General features: G+C 40.9%; 17 protein-coding genes and 4 pseudogenes. 9 read left to right on the top strand and 12 right to left on the bottom strand.

Annotation, left to right across the window (positions count from 1 at the left end; genetic code table 11):
- Window positions 1-9: 9 nt before the first annotated feature.
- Window positions 10-912, bottom strand: coding sequence for a LysR family transcriptional regulator (locus PN838_RS01150; protein ID WP_215963105.1), 903 nt, complete (start codon window positions 910-912; stop codon window positions 10-12).
- Between the two features lie 127 nt (window positions 913-1039).
- Between PN838_RS01150 and PN838_RS01145 the strand changes: the two genes are divergently transcribed.
- The 4 genes from PN838_RS01145 (at window position 1040) to PN838_RS01130 (ending at window position 5506) form a co-directional block, all read left to right on the top strand.
- The gene (locus PN838_RS01145; protein ID WP_272179520.1) at window positions 1040-2029 is read left to right on the top strand and encodes a zinc-dependent alcohol dehydrogenase family protein; all 990 of its coding nucleotides are present in this window, start codon (window positions 1040-1042) and stop codon (window positions 2027-2029) included.
- A 378-nt stretch (window positions 2030-2407) separates the two neighbouring features.
- A complete protein-coding gene (locus PN838_RS01140; RefSeq protein ID WP_272179519.1) occupies window positions 2408-2995 on the top strand; it encodes a hypothetical protein in 588 nt (195 codons plus the stop codon).
- Between the two features lie 116 nt (window positions 2996-3111).
- A complete protein-coding gene (locus tag PN838_RS01135) occupies window positions 3112-4872 on the top strand; it encodes an Ig-like domain-containing protein (RefSeq protein WP_272179518.1) in 1761 nt (586 codons plus the stop codon).
- A 91-nt stretch (window positions 4873-4963) separates the two neighbouring features.
- Window positions 4964-5506, top strand: coding sequence for a DUF7010 family protein (locus PN838_RS01130; RefSeq protein ID WP_272179517.1), 543 nt, complete (start codon window positions 4964-4966; stop codon window positions 5504-5506).
- A gap of 87 nt (window positions 5507-5593) precedes the next feature.
- On the opposite strand, the gene PN838_RS01125 is transcribed toward PN838_RS01130, so the two are convergent.
- From PN838_RS01125 to PN838_RS01105, 5 genes and pseudogenes are all read right to left on the bottom strand, one after another.
- Entirely contained in the window at window positions 5594-6202 is a 609-nt protein-coding gene (locus tag PN838_RS01125) for a glutathione S-transferase family protein (RefSeq protein ID WP_272179516.1), read from the bottom strand.
- Between the two features lie 102 nt (window positions 6203-6304).
- A pseudogene (curA, locus tag PN838_RS01120) lies at window positions 6305-7358 on the bottom strand (NADPH-dependent curcumin/dihydrocurcumin reductase).
- Between the two features lie 25 nt (window positions 7359-7383).
- Window positions 7384-7813 (bottom strand): annotated as a pseudogene (locus PN838_RS01115) (organic hydroperoxide resistance protein).
- Window positions 7814-7952: 139 nt separating this feature from the next.
- A pseudogene (locus tag PN838_RS01110) lies at window positions 7953-9109 on the bottom strand (iron-containing alcohol dehydrogenase).
- A gap of 165 nt (window positions 9110-9274) precedes the next feature.
- Entirely contained in the window at window positions 9275-9940 is a 666-nt protein-coding gene (locus PN838_RS01105) for a type 1 glutamine amidotransferase domain-containing protein (protein ID WP_272179515.1), read from the bottom strand.
- Between the two features lie 220 nt (window positions 9941-10160).
- Here PN838_RS01105 and PN838_RS01100 point away from each other — a divergent pair, with 220 nt between their 5' ends.
- Window positions 10161-11063, top strand: coding sequence for a LysR family transcriptional regulator (locus PN838_RS01100; RefSeq protein WP_215963084.1), 903 nt, complete (start codon window positions 10161-10163; stop codon window positions 11061-11063).
- Between the two features lie 46 nt (window positions 11064-11109).
- On the opposite strand, the gene PN838_RS01095 is transcribed toward PN838_RS01100, so the two are convergent.
- From PN838_RS01095 to PN838_RS01075, 5 genes and pseudogenes are all read right to left on the bottom strand, one after another.
- Window positions 11110-11295 carry a hypothetical protein gene (locus tag PN838_RS01095; protein ID WP_272179514.1) on the bottom strand — a complete coding sequence of 62 codons (186 nt, stop codon included), beginning with the start codon at window positions 11293-11295 and terminating at the stop codon, window positions 11110-11112.
- Window positions 11296-11363: 68 nt separating this feature from the next.
- On the bottom strand, window positions 11364-11537 hold the full coding sequence (locus PN838_RS01090) for a hypothetical protein (RefSeq protein ID WP_272179513.1): 174 nt from the start codon (window positions 11535-11537) through the stop codon (window positions 11364-11366).
- Between the two features lie 29 nt (window positions 11538-11566).
- The gene (locus PN838_RS01085; RefSeq protein WP_272179512.1) at window positions 11567-12565 is read right to left on the bottom strand and encodes an alkaline phosphatase D family protein; all 999 of its coding nucleotides are present in this window, start codon (window positions 12563-12565) and stop codon (window positions 11567-11569) included.
- Window positions 12566-12845: 280 nt separating this feature from the next.
- A pseudogene (locus tag PN838_RS01080) lies at window positions 12846-13495 on the bottom strand (DsbA family oxidoreductase).
- Window positions 13496-13636: 141 nt separating this feature from the next.
- Entirely contained in the window at window positions 13637-14188 is a 552-nt protein-coding gene (locus tag PN838_RS01075) for a carboxymuconolactone decarboxylase family protein (RefSeq protein WP_215963081.1), read from the bottom strand.
- A gap of 210 nt (window positions 14189-14398) precedes the next feature.
- Here PN838_RS01075 and PN838_RS01070 point away from each other — a divergent pair, with 210 nt between their 5' ends.
- Window positions 14399-15004, top strand: a complete 606-nt coding sequence (locus PN838_RS01070) for a haloacid dehalogenase type II (RefSeq protein WP_272179511.1) — start codon at window positions 14399-14401, stop codon at window positions 15002-15004.
- Window positions 15005-15123: 119 nt separating this feature from the next.
- Here the strand turns inward: PN838_RS01070 and PN838_RS01065 are convergent, their stop codons facing one another.
- Window positions 15124-15678, bottom strand: coding sequence for a TetR/AcrR family transcriptional regulator (locus PN838_RS01065; protein WP_215963118.1), 555 nt, complete (start codon window positions 15676-15678; stop codon window positions 15124-15126).
- Window positions 15679-16004: 326 nt separating this feature from the next.
- On the opposite strand from PN838_RS01065, the gene PN838_RS01060 reads away from it, so the two are divergent.
- From PN838_RS01060 to PN838_RS01050, 3 genes are all read left to right on the top strand, one after another.
- Complete coding sequence (locus tag PN838_RS01060) at window positions 16005-16223, top strand: hypothetical protein (RefSeq protein ID WP_272179510.1); 219 nt, start codon at window positions 16005-16007, stop codon at window positions 16221-16223.
- Window positions 16224-16477: 254 nt separating this feature from the next.
- On the top strand, window positions 16478-17023 hold the full coding sequence (locus PN838_RS01055) for a hypothetical protein (protein WP_272179509.1): 546 nt from the start codon (window positions 16478-16480) through the stop codon (window positions 17021-17023).
- Entirely contained in the window at window positions 16974-18272 is a 1299-nt protein-coding gene (locus PN838_RS01050) for a hypothetical protein (protein WP_272179508.1), read from the top strand. The genes PN838_RS01055 and PN838_RS01050 overlap by 50 nt, the downstream gene beginning before the upstream one ends.
- The last annotated feature ends 2 nt before the right edge of the window (window positions 18273-18274 follow it).

Raw genomic sequence — 18274 nt, 5'->3', positions numbered from 1 at the left:
TTGAACCACTCAATGTGAAGATTTCTCCCAATACGGCGTGTTGCCAAAATATTGGGAGAAATAGTCGATAAACGCTCGGACCTTAGGGGCAACAAGTCTAGAACTTGGATAAACGGCCCAAATTGCCGTATCTGAAACCAATGGAAACTCTTTTAGTATCTGAACCAATTTACCATTTTCAAATTCCCGATAACCACACCACATCGAACACAAGGTGACACCAATACCTTCAACACTTGCATCGCGTATCGATTCACCATTATCAGTACGTAACATGCCTTTCGCTTTAACTCGAACAACCCCCTCAGGCGTTTCAAATTGCCAATTGTCTAATCCAAATAACGTAATGCATTGATGATGTTGTAACTCCGAAGGGTGAAGTGGCTCTCCGTACTGTTTGATATAGTCAGGTGACGCACAAACTACGCGTCGGTCGGGGGACAACTTTCTGGCAATGAGTGTCGAATCATTGAGGGAAGCGTTTCGAATTGCAATATCAAAACCACCTTCAACCATATCAATCATGCTGTCACTTAATCGCAAGTCTATTTTCAATTCTGGATATTGGTCGATAAATCCTTTTAAGGCTGGGATTATGTGCATCCTGCCAAATGACGCCGGAGCCGCAACTCTGATAGTACCTTGTGGCGTATAGCTGCCAGCGCCAACCGCCGCACGAGCTGTATCTACGGTATCGAGGACACCTTCAGCGTGGGGCAAAAAAGCCAGTCCCTCTTCCGTTAATGACACTTTTCGAGTTGTTCGATAAATGAGTTTTACACCAAGCGAGGCTTCCAGTTTATTCATATGTGAACTGGCCACTGCAGGAGATAATCCAAGTTCATTCCCCGCTAAGCTTATATTATGTGTAGCGGCAATTCTGACAAACAACTTCAGATGTTCAATATTCATTTTATTATCAACAAAAAGTAAAAACTGATTATGTAATCAAGCATATTATCAAACCCATACATTGTAAATATACTGACCGCATAAACAAAACACAGAATCTAAATAGAACATATTTAAGGAAATAATAATGAAAGCAATGATCATCAAACAATTTGGCGGCACTGAAGTATTTGAAGCAGCAGAAGTCGCAAAGCCAGAAATAAAAGCCGGCCATATTTTAGTTAAAATTGCCGCCACTAGCGTGAACACAGTGGATACTATGTTACGTCAAATGGGTGCAGAACTCGGTCCTTTAGCTCCAACAATGCCGGGTATTCTCGGAATGGACTTTGCTGGTACCGTTGAGTCCGTTGGTGAGGGCGTAACTCAGTTTGCTGTGGGCGATGAAGTATATGGCTGTGCAGGCGGTTTAGGTGAACTTCAAGGTGCTTTGGCTGAATACATGGTAGCTGACGCTAAGTTGGTTGCGCTAAAGCCAAAAACCATCAGTATGCGTGAAGCAGCGGCGCTACCTTTGGTCGGTATTACTGCCTACGAAGGGCTTATTCGTGCAGGTATTTCAAAAGGACAAAAAGTCTTAGTACATGGTGGTAGCGGTGGCGTAGGTCACGTTGCATTGCAACTCGCTAATTATTTTGGCGCAGACGTTTATTCTACTGGCGGCGGTGAGCCGCAGCTCGCTCTAATTGAAAAGTTAGGCGCTACAGGTATTAATTACCGCAACCAAACGGTTGCTGAGTATGTTGAACAACACACAGATGGCGCAGGTTTTGACATTGTTTATGATTCTGTTGGTGCTGCTAACATAGCTAATTCATTTGAAGCCGCTGCACTTAATGGCCAAGTTGCTACGACAGTATCAATGATTGAAATGGACTTAACAACAGCACACTTTAAAGGACTGTCGCTACATGTGGTATTTATGTTGATCCCGATGATTCATAATGTGAAACGTGAACAACATAGTGAGATCTTAACGACGTTAGCGGCCATCGTTGATCAAGGTAAATTAACGCCAATCGTTGACGAAAAACACTACTCGCTAGAACAGATTGGTCAAGCACATGAGCGACTTACAAGTGGCAAAGGCATGGGCAAAGTGGTTGTTGATATTTAATCACTAACAAATAAATCACAAAAATTGATAGATAAGTGTCTAATAACAGGCACTTATCTCCTTTTATACACCACTAAAACAAAAGGTTCCACAATTCAATAAAGCAACTATTGCCGCCGTTGACTTGCCCTCTACTCGTTAAATTCAATCTTTATCCCCACAAAATTTTAACCGATTTGCTACGTAAGCCTCTAAAATATTTTATATTTACGGCGTCACAATCCCCATATGTTTGTCTATACTTGTGACATAAAAATATGCATATTTACCTTAAGAACCAAGCAGAAATTAAGATAAAACAAACCTTTATTTTGTTGCAGGTTGTCTAGCTAAGTGTTTAAATCTGTTACTGAATCAACATTAATTCAATGGAAAATCATGGTAAACCTAAAGTTATTATTCGTATTGTTTTTCACGTCAATTTTATTTGGTTGTAGTGACACGGAAACGTCAACCGCAGACTTAGAAGTGACAGGTACTAATGGTATTTTGTCTGTCACATTGACAAATTCAGAGGATACCTCTGCAAATATAATTTCTCTTGGCGCATCGGCTATTATCAAAGTGAAACTAACCAATGCCGACAAAGGGGTAATAACTAATCATGCTATTGAATTTTCATCAAATAAAGGTACCGCCTCATCTGATGCCAGATTAACCGGTTCTGATGGCACCACAGAATTTGTCGTCGATACGACAGGGATCTCAACTGGTATTGTAACCGCGACAATATCAACAACCGTCGACGAAGAAGTTTTGCAAACTGATATCTTATTTGAGGTGGTAGACGCAACAACTGTTGTTGTAGAAGAAGACAGTTTTAACATCGCACTTTCCATTGTAGACAGCACGGGAATAATAACAAACCGTATCCGTGAACAAAACTCAGCGCAATTACAGGCTACGCTAACTGATAAAGACAATGCGCCCATTGTTGATACGCCAGTATTTTTACTGCTGAATTAGGCGCTTTACAGGCCCCTTCTGCGTTAACTAATAGTAATGGGATTGCAACCGTTAGTCTTACGACCGACACAACATTAGGCGCTGGATTTGCGTCGGCCCAAGCTGAAGTTAACTCAGTGTCAAATTCTGACTCCATAGCCTACGAAGTGATTGCAGGCGTAAATGTAGAAAGCGTTAACTTAGGTTATTTTGATGATTCAAATACCTTTATTCTTGATCAATTTAAACCTGATCCCAGTCTTGAAACACCAGCGACAATAAACGCAGGGGCAACACTTGGAATTGAATTTTCAATCGTAGACGATGCACATGAACTGATTACCGACTCAATAACAGCAAGCTTTACGTCAACTTGTGCCGCCAACGACAAAGCATCAATAGACACCGCAATAACAAGTGTTAAAGGCACGTTTAAAGCAACTTATAAAGACATTAGTTGTGCGGGTAATTCCGGTAATGTTGATACAATTATCGCGACCATCACTGTTAATTCTAAAGACTATGTAATTACTCACGATATCACTTTGTTGCCAGAAGGCTTAGGCTCAATAGAGTTTGTGAGTGCCTCACCGGAATCAATAGTAATTAAAGGCGCTGGCGGTCAAGGCCAACAAGAATTTTCAACGATCACATTTTTAGTCCGAGGCGAACTAGGCAACCCAATTGAACAACAAAAAGTAGAATTCTCGCTAACATCAAAAGTAGGCGATATAAAACTAGTAAACGATTCCGGAACGACCAATTCTAATGGTCTTGTTAGCGCAATAGTGCTCTCAGGAACCGTTCCAACTTCAGTACGAGTCAATGCGACGGTTGCACTGGAAAACGACATCAATATTTCTACTCAATCTGATTTATTGTCAATAAATACCGGCCTTCCTGATCAAGATTCATTCACAATTGCATTTTCCGAAACAAACCCAGAAGCTCGAAATATCGTAGGCAAGCAAGTCATTGTAAGTGCCTATTTGGCTGACAGCTTCAACAACCCTATTCCCGATGGCACTACCATAAATTTTACGACCGAAGGTGGTGCAATTGAGTCACATTGCAATACAATCAATGGTAAGTGTTCTGTTATGTGGACCAGCCAAGAACCGTTTTTAGATGACCACCGAGCGACAATATTAGCTTATGCCATTGGTCATGAAACCTTTTTTGATGTGAACGGCGATAATATCATGGGTGACGCAGACGGCACTGTTGCAAACAATTTAATTGGGAACATGGATGCTGTTGATTCAGGGTTCCAGCGTCCAGACACCCAACTCACTTCTGGTTTTATTGACCTACAAGATGCATGGCGTGACGACAATGAAAATATGCTCTACGACAGTGGCGAAAAATTCTTTGATTACAATTCAAATGCGGCCCATGATATCGGCGACGGTTACTTTAATGGACCACATTGCAACAGCACGACATTGTGCTCAGATGATGCGAATAAACTCATACATATAAGACGCGCTGGCGTACTGATTACTTCAAGTAGTAATGCCTATTTAAAAGTAACGCAATTGTCGAATGATGCCGTTCTTGCCCAAAACTATGGCAATGAATCAATAAGTTCTTCAACAGCCATCGCTCGAAATGATTTTGCGAGTTACAAACTTGCCATTTCAGACAATGCAATGCAAACCATGGCAGTCGGGACGCAGATTAGCGTTACAACAACTGCTGGCGAATTATCAGGAACAACTCAACTGCGCATCGCTGATACGGTCGGTACTCTCGACCCTGATGGTTATGGTGGGGCTTTCATGACATTCACATTAAAGAATAATGTCGGAGAAACCGATACCGCAGAAGTTTCAATCGAAGTGGTCGCACCGTCGGGTACGTCAACAAATACGTCATTTACTGTAGCGCTTGACTAGTTCAGTCGCAACTACACCTACAACTACAGCTATATAAGGTCAGGTAGCCAGTTAGAGCTGGTATTCCTGACCGCTCAATTTGGACTTGATAGTGAATTTTAACGACGCTCAAAACGACATGGATATTGCCTATTTTGGCGGGGCTACAGGGGTTTTAGTCTCCGGCATTGTTTGGTGTATCGCGGCCTCGGTTGCTCTATTTTCTACCGATAAAAATAGTATGCTTACCCTGTTTTTTGGTGGCATGGTTATCTTCCCGCTTTCAATTGTTCTCGCTAAATTACTACAACGTAGTGGCGCACACCACAGTAATAATCCCCTCAGTAAACTCGCAATGGAAACTACCGTAATCTTGTTTGTTGGCTTATTTATCGCATTTACCATCGCACAAAACCAAGCGACTTGGTTTTACCCCATAATGTTATTGGCCATTGGGGTGCGTTATTTAATGTTTCAAACGTTATACGGTAATAAGTTGTATTGGGTACTTGGCGCCGCGCTAATGTTGGCGGGTGCTCTATGCATAGTTTTTAACGCGGCCTTTATAACCGGTGCATTTGTCGGTGGCATAATTGAAGTGTTGTTTTCTTTTGCCCTATTTTATAACGCCAAAAATCCTATCTCGAAGAACTGAGTTAAAAAGAGTTAATATTACAGCAGTAAACCGAGATAACGTGCCTAATGATTGATTAGGCACTTCAATGCAAGTTAGCCTTTAATTTTAGCCTTGGCTAAACGCCGCTTGATAGGCGGCCCTGCTTTGCATCGTTGTTAAATAGGCCAATGTATTAGTACGTCCCTCTAACATGCCTCGCTTACCGGCAATTTCTAACATAATGGTCATCATGATGTCTGCCGCGGTAAAGTTATCGCCGGCAAAATAAGGGCGTTGGGTTAACGTCGATTCAATATAAGAAAAATCGAGGGCAATTTCTTTAGCGATATAACCATCCATTGGTTTAGTGCCGTCGCGCCCTTCCATCGTCATAAATAAAGACGTAATCACGGGGAGGCTTAATGAGCCTTCAGCAAAGTGTAACCATTCTAAATAATGATAATATTCCTGCGAACGGGCAACCGGACGTAATCGGTTTTGTGGGTCTTGGTCTAATAGGTATTCCATAACCGCACCTGATTCACAAAGTGTTAGCTCACCATCGACAATGACCGGCGCTTTTGCAAGAGGATGAACTTGTTTTAAACTATCTGGAGCCAATTGTGTTACCGGGTCCCGCTGATGCTTTACCACGTCGTAAGGTAACTGCAACTCTTCGAGTAACCACAGAACACGTTTTGAACGTGACGCATTTAAATGATGTACCGTTATCATAACTTTCCCTTAGCTTATATAGCCGTTAACTGGTCTATATTTTGATTCATACAAACAAAATGCCCTTACTGTTAAAGTAAAGGCATCCATTTAAAATTTAAGTTAACTTAGGTTGTCAGGGCCAATACGAACCACCAACTTGCCAAAGTTTTTACCTTCAAGCAAACCGATAAATGACGATACCGTATTTTCGAATCCTTCCACCATATGTTCTTTGTACTGAATTTTACCCGCAGATAACCAGCTGGCCATCGCCTCGCTAAATTCATTGTATCTATGACCATAGTCATCAAATACGATAAACCCTTGCATCTTAATGCGCTTAACAAGTAATGCGCCCATCAATGCCGAGGTACGGTCAGGTCCACTTGGTAATTCGGTGGCATTGTATTGTGAAATAAGACCACACAGCGGAATACGTGCACTTGAGTTAAGTAAAGGCAATACCGCGTCAAAGACTTTACCGCCAACATTTTCGAAATACACATCGATACCGTCACCGCATGCATTTGCGAGTTGTTGTGGTAATTCATCTGAGTAATGATCTAAACAGGCATCAAATCCAAGCGTATCGACTACGTATTGGCACTTCTTTGCGCCACCAGCAATACCAACGACTCGACAACCTTTGATCTTAGCTATCTGCCCTACTAAACTGCCAACGGCACCAGACGCGGCTGCGACGACTACGGTTTCACCGGCCTTTGGTTGACCTATATCTAACAATCCCATATAGGCAGTTAAACCAAGGCATACCCAATACGCCTAACGCAAATGAAGGGTTAGTGATCGTATCATCAAGCTTAAGCAAGTTGTCACCATCGGAGATGCTGTAATCTTGCCAGCCGCCATATGCAACAACCCAATCACCTTGATTAAAGTCAGCATGATGAGACTCTTCAACACGACACACACTGCCGCCGACCATCACACCATTTATTGCAACAGGGTCGGCGTAGGATTTTGCATCATTCATTCGGCCACGCATATACGGGTCAAGTGACAAATAAACGGTACGTAACAAAACCTCTCCGCTTTTAGGCGTAGGTCGGTCAGTTAATACCGTTTTAAAATTGTCAGTTGTTGGTGCGCCAAACGGGCGTGATGCCAATACAATCTGACGATTGGCCGTTGCTGATTGGTTATCTAACGTCATCAAAAAATCCCTCTTAGCCAGTTATTTATAAAACGTTTAACGTAACTTTAATATTGCCACGTGTTGCATTCGAATAAGGACAAACAACATGCGCTTTTTCGACTAGAGCCGTCGCTGTTTCTTTATCAATATTACCTAAAGAAATGTTGAGTTCTGCTTCAATACCAAAACCTTGAGTAATTGGACCAATAGATACTTTTGCATTTACATAGCCATCTTCAGGAAACTTAATTTTTGCCTTAGCCCATAACAACTTTAAGTGCGCCGATGAAACATGCAGAATAACCCGCAGCAAACAATTGCTCAGGGTTCGTGCCTTCGCCGCCAAGTCCGCCGAGTCCTTTTGGCGTCGACAAAGAAATATCTAAGTGTCCGTCAGTTGATTTAGAAGCGCCGTCACGGCCACCTGTTGTGGTAACTTCCGCGGTATAAAGTACTGAATTTAATTCGTTCATATTAATCTCTCTATCTAATGAGTCGTTAGGTTACTAAGTGACGGTTTTGCTTTATGACAGACAATCAGTAACCTAATTATTTGAGTCCAATTCTAAGATTGGCTCGGCCGTAATCATGGAATAATTCGTATGTTTTAAGCTAAAGCGCTAACTCGACAATTTCACGACTGACATCCAATGTAATATCACCGTGTTCGCCAAGTTGAACCATGCCATGTTGTTTTAACTTATCTATAATGCCATCAACGTGTGTTTCGTTAATGTCGACATCCGATAGGCGAGTTGGTACACCCATACGTTTAAAGAAGTCTTCGGTTAACTCGATAGCTTTATCAATTTTTGCAGCATCGTCATTACCCGACAACGACCATACTCGCTCAGCATATTGAATGAGTTTTTCACGTTTTTCATTTCGCTTAACTTTCATAACGGCAGGAAGAATAATTGACAAGGTTCTTGCGTGGTCAATACCAAAACCACCAGTTAACTCGTGACCTATCATATGAGTAGACCAGTCTTGTGGCACACCAGCCGCAATGAGGCCGTTTAGCGCCATCGTCGCGGACCACATAATATTAGCGCGAATTTCTAAGTCTTCTTTCGTATCTGCTTGTAATGCTTTTGGCCCTTCTTCGATTAGAGTCAATAATAAACCTTCTGCGAAACGATCTTGAACCTTGCCATTTACGCTGTATGTTAAATATTGCTCCATTACATGCACAAATGCGTCTACTACACCGTTACTGATCTGACGGTCAGACAACGACAATGTCACCTTAGGGTCTAGTACAGCAAACTGCGGGCGTAATAACGGGCTTGAGAATGGTATTTTATTCCCATCACGTGTCACTACTGAATTACCATTACTTTCAGAACCCGTTGCCGGTAAGGTTAACACTGCGCCAATGGGTAAAACGTTAATTACAGGTGATTGTTTAACAAGAATGTCCTAGGATCGTCGCCTTCAAATAAAGCGGCAGCTGAAATAAACTTAGCACCGTCGACAACAGATCCACCACCAACAGCCAGTAAATAATCAATACTTTCTTGTTTGATGATATTTTGTGCTTTCATTAATGTGTCGTAGCTTGGGTTTGGTTCGATACCGGAAAACTCAAACCATCTGTGATTAACTAATGCCGTGACAACTTGGTCGTAAACACCATTACTTTTTATCGAACCACCGCCGTATACTAATAAAACCTTAGCATCTGCTGGAATTTCTTTTGTGATCTTAGCGATTTGACCTTCGCCAAAATGAATTTTTGTTGGGTTTTGGAAACTAAAATTTAACAAGGCTAATTCCTTTTCTTTTAAAATTTTGCAACGCAATTAAGTTGAGTCAGCTGCATGGAAAAATAAAGCGCTTAACTATATACAACATAGGTAGTTAGCTAAGCGAAAAAATGATCACTTTTATTTAACTATTTTAGAAATAACGTGGTTATGTCCAAACGGTAATTAAACAATTGTACTTAACAGCTTCTGTGCCACTAGTACCGAACTTGCTGGATTTTGACCTGTGATAAATAAACCATCTTGAACAGAAAACGCATTCCAGTCAGCCACCTTTTGGTAGTCGCCACCACGTTTAATTAATTCATCTTCTAACAAAAATGGAACAATATCGGTAAGTTGCACAGCGTCTTCTTCAGTATTTGTAAAGCCTGACACCGCTTTTCCTTTAATCGCATATGCACCAGTAGCATCTTTAACGTTTAAAAGTGCTGCCGTTGCGTGGCAAACCGCCGCAACCGGTTTATTTGCAGCAAGAAAGTTTTCAATCAATTTAATAGAATCGTTATTATCTGTTAGATCCCATAATGGACCGTGACCGCTAGGGTAGAACACCGCGTCGTAATCTTCTGCATTAACATCAGCTAATACGTGCGTGCTCGCAACAACGTCCTGTGTTGCCTTGTCTGCATAATATTTGATTGTTGCAGGGGTTTGGAAGTCATCTAATTCGCTTTTTGGATCAATCGGTGGTTGCCCGCCTAATGGCGACGCTAATGTCACTTCAATACCCGCATCAATAAATGCGTAATATGGTGCAGCAAATTCTTCAACCCAAAAACCTGTTTTTTCGCCTGTATTGCCTAAATCCGCATGCGAAGTAAGTACCATTAATATTTTTTTGCAGTCATATTGAGCCTCTATGTGTTCACTTTTTGAAAACGAATAACAAACTATTTTGTATCGTTGTTCTTGTTAGTTCTATTAACTTGGGTAGAGCTTACAGAACACAAACAAAGCTGACAATGCAGACAAAACAAACATCTTTGTATCAATAAATGATACAATCTAAATTCAATTGTCTATGGCATATATGAAGTGAGCTAACCCATTGGATATTTCGTTTGATCAACTAAAAAGTATGGTGGTATTTGCCCAAGTTATCGAGCAAGGCACCCTAAGCGGTGCGGCAAAAAGGCTGGGCCTATCTCGTGCCGTGGTGAGTTATCATATCAAAAAGTTAGAGGCACATTTGGGCATAAAATTGCTCAATCGGTCAACACGTACCATCTCGTTAACCGAGGCCGGCAGCGACTACTATCAACATTGCCGGGTTATTGCCGAACAAGCCTCCGCTGCCAATCAACAAATCGAAAACTTAAAACATGAACCTGTGGGTCTTCTTAAAATAACCTGTCCAGTTAATGTTGGACTTCAAACCATAGTGCCGGCATTAAATGAGTTTAAAACCCTTTACCCTAAAATCGAACTCGATGTCATGTTAACTGATGAAGTTGTGAACATCATGAAAGAAGGCATAGACTTGGCAATTCGTGGCGCTCCGCTTGCTGACTCAGGGTTACAAGCCACAAAACTATCTACGCTTCGTACTTGCCTTTGTGGTGCACCGTCCTATTTTGAAAAGTTTGGTATTCCTACACACCCGACAGATCTTGATAAACACCAATGGGTTATCTATAAACTGACCTCTGGCACTTTGGAGTTAACCAAGGGCACACGGTCGTTTAGCATTGAAATGAAAGGCTCTATAAATACCAATAATGCTGCTGCAAGAACAGCCTTTGTGGAAGGTGGACACGGGATCGCTCGAATTCCAATATATGATGCTAAGCCCAAAATTCAACAAGGCTCGCTTATTTCCGTATTAGACGATTATGCGATGAACGATATTAATGTCTACGGCGTATTTCCACCCGGCGGCGCTGACTCAAAAAAGCTAAGGTTGTTAATCGATTACTTAAAAGCATACTTTGTGAAGCCCCTGTTATTATAAACAAAGGCGTAGCCACTAATTTATTAGTTTAGGTTTAGGTTTAGGTTTAGGTCAATGTAAATACCATCGGCTTTTTCAACCAATCTTGTTTTGGTAAACCCGTTTTACGATCTTTTTCGCGAACTAACCACGCACGCACAGTAACCGTTAACTCACCAGCGCTGCTTTTAACAAAATTTAGTGTACAAAAGTGCTCTTTGGTTCGACGATTTAAATAACGTAAATCAAACAAATTATATTCAGATGTGACTTTCCAGGAGTTTCATAACTAATTTTACTGTTTTCAACACCTTAGCACCGTTATCGGGGGAAGTTTTTGAGTCTGGAGCTTCGTGTAATGTCGCTGGTTGCAATACTGCTCATACCGGACAAATTAGACATTGGAGAAGAGACAACTTCGATTAATTTATTATCGCGATTAGAAAATTCCACAGTTGAAATACGGCCATGATGTACATCCCCGCTTAGCACCACAACGTCATGTTCTGCGTCATGTAACGCTTTTATGAGTTTTTGTATTGCTTTTCATAATACACAAAATTTCTATCGTCATTTCCCGACTGTTTTACCATAAGTGGCTGAGACAAAACCAATACGCCCGGACAGGTTAACCCCTTTACCCAATTTAGAATGTCTTTAAAATTGGTTTCCGGCATTATGTTTCTTGTCGTACGATAAGCTCGAAGATCAGCCAGACAAAATGACAATTCATTAGCGATGGTAAACACTCGAACAGGTTGACTTCGCTGCACATTTTTAACCCCATCTTTAGCGGTTTTTCGCCACGCGTCTTTTACCGATGGGATCTTCAAAGCCTGGATAAACGGTGACAAGCCTTTCACCAACGGGTAGTTATTCCAAAACTCATGATCGTCCGATAAAAACCAAGTTGCGCCATTCCTAAATGCGCCCCTCAACGCCTGCCAATGCAGCGCATAATCGTTTGCTATTCGATCTCGTATTTCCTTCGGAACTAAACTGAGCGAATCCCAACCAATATCTAAATATACTTGGTCCCCCGTTAGAAATTTAATATGAGGTCTGTACGTAGACTCATCAAATTTAACTAAGGTTTCGTAGGCAAGTCCTACGTGTCCGCCGTCAAATTCTTCATAAAAACAACTGCCAAGCCCAACCGTAAAACCGTTATCCATGTCGGCAATCGAATTAGGTAATGTGGTGAACGTACCCGCAGAGAGCATGATTTCAGGTTGCATACTTGGATCAGCAAAAACCTCACTGACCACTACTTCATAATCCTGACCCGGTAAAAGTCCATCGAAGGTGACTAACTTGCAGAAACGTTGGGATTTTATGTCGCTAAATGGTCTTTCCCATTCGGCTTTTAAAACAGATTGGGTAGCAACGAGTTGAGAGTTTGTATCGGTGATCTTAACGTTTACTTTGATAGGTTTCCGGCAATCATGGAACAAGGTGCCCAACCAAATATTTACGGTTTGTTCTGTGACTTCGTGTACGACTAAACTCCATCTGTTTTTCATATTAGTTTCCTTACAGTTTGCCACTTCGATTGTATGTTTTTCATACAGAGTGTCAATGTCTTATTGTTCGGCGTGTATGTATAATTCAAGCGGCATTTTGAGGTTTTGAGGTTTTGAGGTTTTGAGGTTTTGAGGTTTTGAGGTTTTGAGGTTTTGAGGCTTTAAACACGAATGACGTCGTGTTTAAAAAGTAGAGTTAACTAAAACTAGCATTAAAAAGGCCGCTCTGTAAGCGGCCTTTTACTTATGTCAGCTATCATAAGTCACTAACACAGCAATGTTAATTGCTAATATTAAGTTCTTTTGCGAGAAAACTTTTGAATGTTTCAACAGGGTGGGCACCTGCAATGCCACTCGATTGATTAAAGACAAACGTAGGTACGGACGTCACACCAATACCTTGCCAAAATTTTTCATGCTCTATAACCGCTTGAATCGCGTCGTCACTGTCTAATGTTGCCATCGCCTCGTCAGCATTTAAACCAACGGCAGCAGCTTCTCTTCTAAGCACATCACGGTCTGACACGTCTTTGTGCTCGGAAAAAATGCAGAGAACAAACGTAATTTCAGCTCGGTTTGTAAGCCATACTCTTTGGCGTACTCTAACAAAATGTGATTTTCGCGAGTATTAACTATCTTCATATTATCGAAATAGTCAAAACTGAAACCAACTTCCTTGCCACGGTTTGTCATATCAATTCTAAACTGAGCACTGCTTTGTGGCGTTGAGCCGTATTTTCTTGCTGAGTGGGCCCGTAACTCTTCCCCTTCAGGTGGCATATCAGGATTGAGTTCAAATGGCTGCCACTGTATCTCGACCCTATCTGCAACATCCAACTCGGCAATTGCTTGTTGCAAATTTTTGTAACCGATAATGCACCAAGGACATACAACATCAGATATGATGTCTATTTTCACTTTATCCACCATTAACACTTTCCTTATAAAACCAACTTAAAGCGCATTTAAACACGTAAATTGTCTAAATATCGTTAAACAAACATTAGGCTAAAAACACAAATTGATAAACGTGTGCATCATGTTGGGAACACGTTTATCAGTGGAAGTGGCTTACGATTTTTCCCAACCAAATGGTTGAAAAGGTGCATCTAGTGGCGTGTTTGCAATGTGATTTGTATAGTTACTGATCACTTTTTGAGACAAGCCTAGAATGATTTCTAGCACTTGTTGCTCACCGTATCCTGCCGCATAAAACGCAGCAAGTTCTTCAGGAGTGACATGACCTCTATGACGGACAATTATTAATGTCATGTCTAATAGTGCCTGTAACTTTGCCGTAGGTAATGCCGTTTGGTTACGTAATGCTTCAGTTATCGCTGGATCAACTTTCATTGAATGAGCAATCGCCGTATGCGCAGGGACACAATATGTGCAGCCGTGTTCCACATTAATGCCCTGCCATACAACTGTAAGTTCTTCAGCGTTAAACGACGAATCCATAAACAACTGATGTAATGATTGATAGGCTTTTAATGTACTTGGTGCAGATGCCAAAACACCGTGTAGATTTGGCAACATGCCATTGGTTTTTACGGACTGCTCTAATACAGGCTTGCTTTCAGCAGGTGAAGATTCAATTGTATGTATCGTTAATGATGTCATTATAATTCCTAATTTTTAGCGATTTGAATAGAACGGCTCGGACTGAAGCTTCGACCTAATAATAAGCGTCAAAAACATTTTCATACCGACCGGTACATTATAATTTTCCCGAATTGTACCGACCGGTACTATAAAGTCAATAATGAATTAGTACAAAGCGCTATTTAAATCTATTACTATGCGTAAATCGCTTTTAAAAAGAGGTAGAAGATGAAACCAACACTTGCATTTGACGTATACGGTACACTAATTAATACCCATGGCGTTGTAGCGCTTTTAGAAACTTATATGGGTGAGCATGCAATGGTGTTTTCAGAGACTTGGCGAGCTAAACAACTCGAGTATTCTTTTCGCCGAGGCCTAATGAAGCAATATGTTCATTTCTCGATTTGTACCAAAGACGCCTTAGCCTTCACATGTGAACATTTAAACCTTCATTTAACGCAAGCGCAGCAAGACTCGTTACTGCAAAGTTACAAAACCTTGCCTGCTTTTGATGATGTTAAAAAATCACTGTTGAGACTCAGTGAACGCTTTACGTTAATCGCATTTTCTAATGGCGAGCGTAGTTCGGTCGAAAGCTTACTAAACTATGCCCAAATAGATTCATTATTTAACGACATCGTATCGGCAGATGAGATCAGTACATTCAAACCAAACCCAGATATCTATCAACATTTATTAACTCGAACAAACTCTAAAGCGGGATCAACTTGGTTGATATCGAGCAATCCGTTTGATGTTATCGGCGCTAAGTCCTTTGGTTTACAGGCGGCTTGGGTAAAACGAAGTGATAATGCTGTATTTGATCCCTAGGGCATTGAGGCAGATTGTATAGTCAATAGCTTAGAGGCGCTATTTCAACACAATGGAATCTTAGGTGCGGTCATAAATAATAAAAACAGGGTTAACTAACAACAGAATAGATGAATATTCTAGTGGAGCTGAGTGCTTATGCCCGCAAGCACAGCGTCGACACTATATTCAAGTTGAGCTTTATCGACACCTGAACGGGCCATAGCTGCGGTACCTTTTAGCGTCGTGTACAAACACAAGGCATTTTCTGCCGCCTTAGTGTTCAGGCCAAGCTCTATTGACTCCGGATCCGTTTTAAATAATTCAGTGAAAATTTGCTTTGGTATTGCATCCGCTTGTTTTAACAAAGTTTCAGCTTCTGCAGGAATTTCGCCGCTTTCGAGTTCAGATTGGCATAAAACGAGATAACAGCCTTTGGCTCCGTCATCGCTGCATTGCATCGATACAACCGACATCATATGATTTTTTAAACGTTGTTTAAGGCCAACTCCCTCTGCAAACAACAAGTCTAAATGGGGTTTCATTTTAGTATCGAGATAACACTGAGTGGCTTTTACAAATAAAGCTTCTTTATTGCCAAACGAGCTGTACATGCTTGGCTTGTTAATGCCCATACGTTGAGTTAAGTCAGTTAACGACGCACCTACATAACCCTTTTGCCAAAAAACATCCATCGCAGCATTTAAGGCGGTGTTTTCATCAAATGCTTTTTTCTGCCGCTCGCCACAATGTTCCCAAACTTATTTATTCAAAGAGGTTAAATTGTACCTACCGGTATACAACGAGTCAACTATGGGCGAAATCGACTCAATCTAGATGCATTTCCCACCTTAAAAACACTCTATATAAACGACGTTATAACAAACAAAAACATATATTTTATAGTGCTAAAGCATTGTTCTGGTTAACTTATCAGTTGATGTTTTAATTTATTCGCAATACCTATACACTCAAACAAAAATTATTTTATGCGTTTAAAGTCAAGATTAAGGGAATGTAAATGACGACAGTTGCAGTAGAAAAAGAAGATGAGCAATTAAAAACTGCTGTAACAAAAACTAAGGCGTTATTGAAACAAGGTCTTTACACTGATGCCTTAACGTGTAGCACAAACCTCTGGGGGCCAATAGACAGTTGGCAACTCATTGCGCAACGTAAAATTGCCAGTGCCATTTATGCGCATTTAGGGGGGACAGAAACGCTGAGGCCATCTCGCTAAAACTCTATCGACAATTTCCAGATAAAGCGGAACAACTTAAAGATCATTGGTACTACGTACTTAATAAAGACGGTTGCATATTAGCCAAAGAGTTTTTTGACCGGACAAAATCCCAAATAACCGAGCCCAAAGATGAAGATGACATCATTGGATTTGAAGCCATTTTACAACGACTTTTTCATAACTACGAACAGTCTGAACAACTAATAGAAAAAGGCCGGCAAGTCACCGATAACAAGGCTTGGTTTGAAATATTGCATATTTCAAACCTCATTGCTCAGGATCAATTTGAACAAGCTTATAATGTCGCTAAATCCCTATATGAATCCGAGCCTAAAGTATCAACTTTACGTGCCTATTTTAATTCAGCTCAGCACGCTAAAGGCCTAGAATTTGCGATCGACATTTATTGGCGTGAACTACCCAAATTTCAATCAGCGTCAATGTGGTTAAACTGTGCAACAAGTTACGCCGAACTTTTAAATTGGCCACAATGTGAACTCGCATTACAAAAATATGATGCGCTAAAAATAGCAGAAGACCGTCAAAGCAAACGCAACTATTTAATATTACATGGCCAGTGTTTACTCGCAAAAGGTGACACTGAACAAGGCCAACAGGTGTTAAAGCAAAGTAAACAGTACTACTGGCAAGCGGTTTGTCGCAACATAGACACGTTTAAACAAACGGCATTAGGAGCCAAAACTAACCAAAACACTGACCAAAACGAAAACATCAATGAACACGTCAGTGCTGGTAAAAAATTCTCGATGTGCCCTTTTACCGACAAAAACACCTGACTTGCGCACCCACTACAATGGCAGCGATTGCGAGTTTTTTGGCAAGCAATATGACTCTGAGCTTATCGCTGAAGATATTTGTTTTGATGGCACGCCAGACACCAAAGAACGACAATGGCTCAGAGACCATGATTTTTCTTTTGCAGAGTTTGAACTAACAAAGCCACTTTTGATTAACTTAATTGATCAAAACATTCCTTTTGCTTTAGTCACCACATCGGGTTTTAGCTCTCATATGCAAGCCGTAATCGGCTATAATTTGCCCCACGGCAGCATGTATATCATGGATCCGAGTTCGCCTGCGATGCAGGAAATGTTGATAGACGAAACCATAGAAAAAGAATCGTTTCTTGGCGCTCGTTGCATGGCTTTTGTGCCTAAAGAAAACAGTCACACATTAGATTTTATCGACACAACTTGTCGTCACATATTCCCAATTCAAGATCAATATCAACTCGCAAGGCAAGTACAAGACGCTGACAAAATGACAAGTGTGTTTGAGCAAATGAAAACAATTGCGCCTGATCATCGCTTGACCCAAATTATGGAACGCGATTTGGCGTGTTTTTTCAACGATACCAAACTGATCCAATCCGCCAACGATAAATTACTTGCCATAGCCCCAAATGAAACCGTATTACTTAATTCACAATATTTCTGTATCCGTGACTTAGGTGACCGTAAAGGCGCGTTAAAGTGGCTTAGTGATTATTTAGACAAAAATCACAATCTCGACCTTACAGAAACCCTATTTAATGAAATATGTGACACTTCAGAAAACCCCAAATTAGTAGAAAAACTTTTATTAAGATTAAAAACTATTGGATGCAGAAGCGCTTCGGTTTACTACTCTATCGGCAATTATTATTGGGCAATTCAAGAGTTTTTAAAGGCCAAAGAATATTACTTTATTAGTCACTGCATGAGCGAAACTAACGCGGTTTATGTAGAAAACTACTTTAAAATGGCCAACATTTTAGGTGAAAGTGAAAGTGCCCTTTCTTGGTTACAAAGACGCGTAGAAAAGTATCAAGAACGTTCGGCCTCACCCGCAATTTCACTTTACCACGCCTATTGCATTATCAATCAAAAAGCCAAGGGAATTGAAGTACTGCAAAATGCGTTAACCATGCATCCAAAAGACAGTGACTTGGTTTCAACACTCGCCTTTGCCTTAGCCGACGTTGGAGAAATTGAAGCCTTACAAGCACTAATTGAAAGTAAAAAGACGTCCTATCCGAACGTCTAAGG

Origin of the sequence: Psychrosphaera algicola (assembly GCF_028401425.1) — a bacterium.
Classification (GTDB): Bacteria; Pseudomonadota; Gammaproteobacteria; order Enterobacterales; family Alteromonadaceae; genus Psychrosphaera; species Psychrosphaera algicola.
This window is presented reverse-complemented; position numbering and strand designations above follow the sequence as displayed.

Excerpts from the sequence above, each read along its gene's own strand:
- PN838_RS01145 (WP_272179520.1), top strand. The coding sequence starts at position 1,040 with ATGAAAGCAATGATCATCAAACAATTTGGCGGCACTGAAGTATTTGAA.
- PN838_RS01060 (WP_272179510.1), top strand. The coding sequence starts at position 16,005 with ATGACGACAGTTGCAGTAGAAAAAGAAGATGAGCAATTAAAAACTGCT.
- PN838_RS01140 (WP_272179519.1), top strand. The coding sequence starts at position 2,408 with ATGGTAAACCTAAAGTTATTATTCGTATTGTTTTTCACGTCAATTTTA.
- PN838_RS01070 (WP_272179511.1), top strand. The coding sequence starts at position 14,399 with ATGAAACCAACACTTGCATTTGACGTATACGGTACACTAATTAATACC.
- PN838_RS01150 (WP_215963105.1), bottom strand. The coding sequence starts at position 912 with ATGAATATTGAACATCTGAAGTTGTTTGTCAGAATTGCCGCTACACAT.
- PN838_RS01085 (WP_272179512.1), bottom strand. The coding sequence starts at position 12,565 with ATGAAAAACAGATGGAGTTTAGTCGTACACGAAGTCACAGAACAAACC.
- PN838_RS01065 (WP_215963118.1), bottom strand. The coding sequence starts at position 15,678 with ATGGATGTTTTTTGGCAAAAGGGTTATGTAGGTGCGTCGTTAACTGAC.
- PN838_RS01125 (WP_272179516.1), bottom strand. The coding sequence starts at position 6,202 with ATGATAACGGTACATCATTTAAATGCGTCACGTTCAAAACGTGTTCTG.
- PN838_RS01075 (WP_215963081.1), bottom strand. The coding sequence starts at position 14,188 with ATGACATCATTAACGATACATACAATTGAATCTTCACCTGCTGAAAGC.
- PN838_RS01105 (WP_272179515.1), bottom strand. The coding sequence starts at position 9,940 with ATGGTACTTACTTCGCATGCGGATTTAGGCAATACAGGCGAAAAAACA.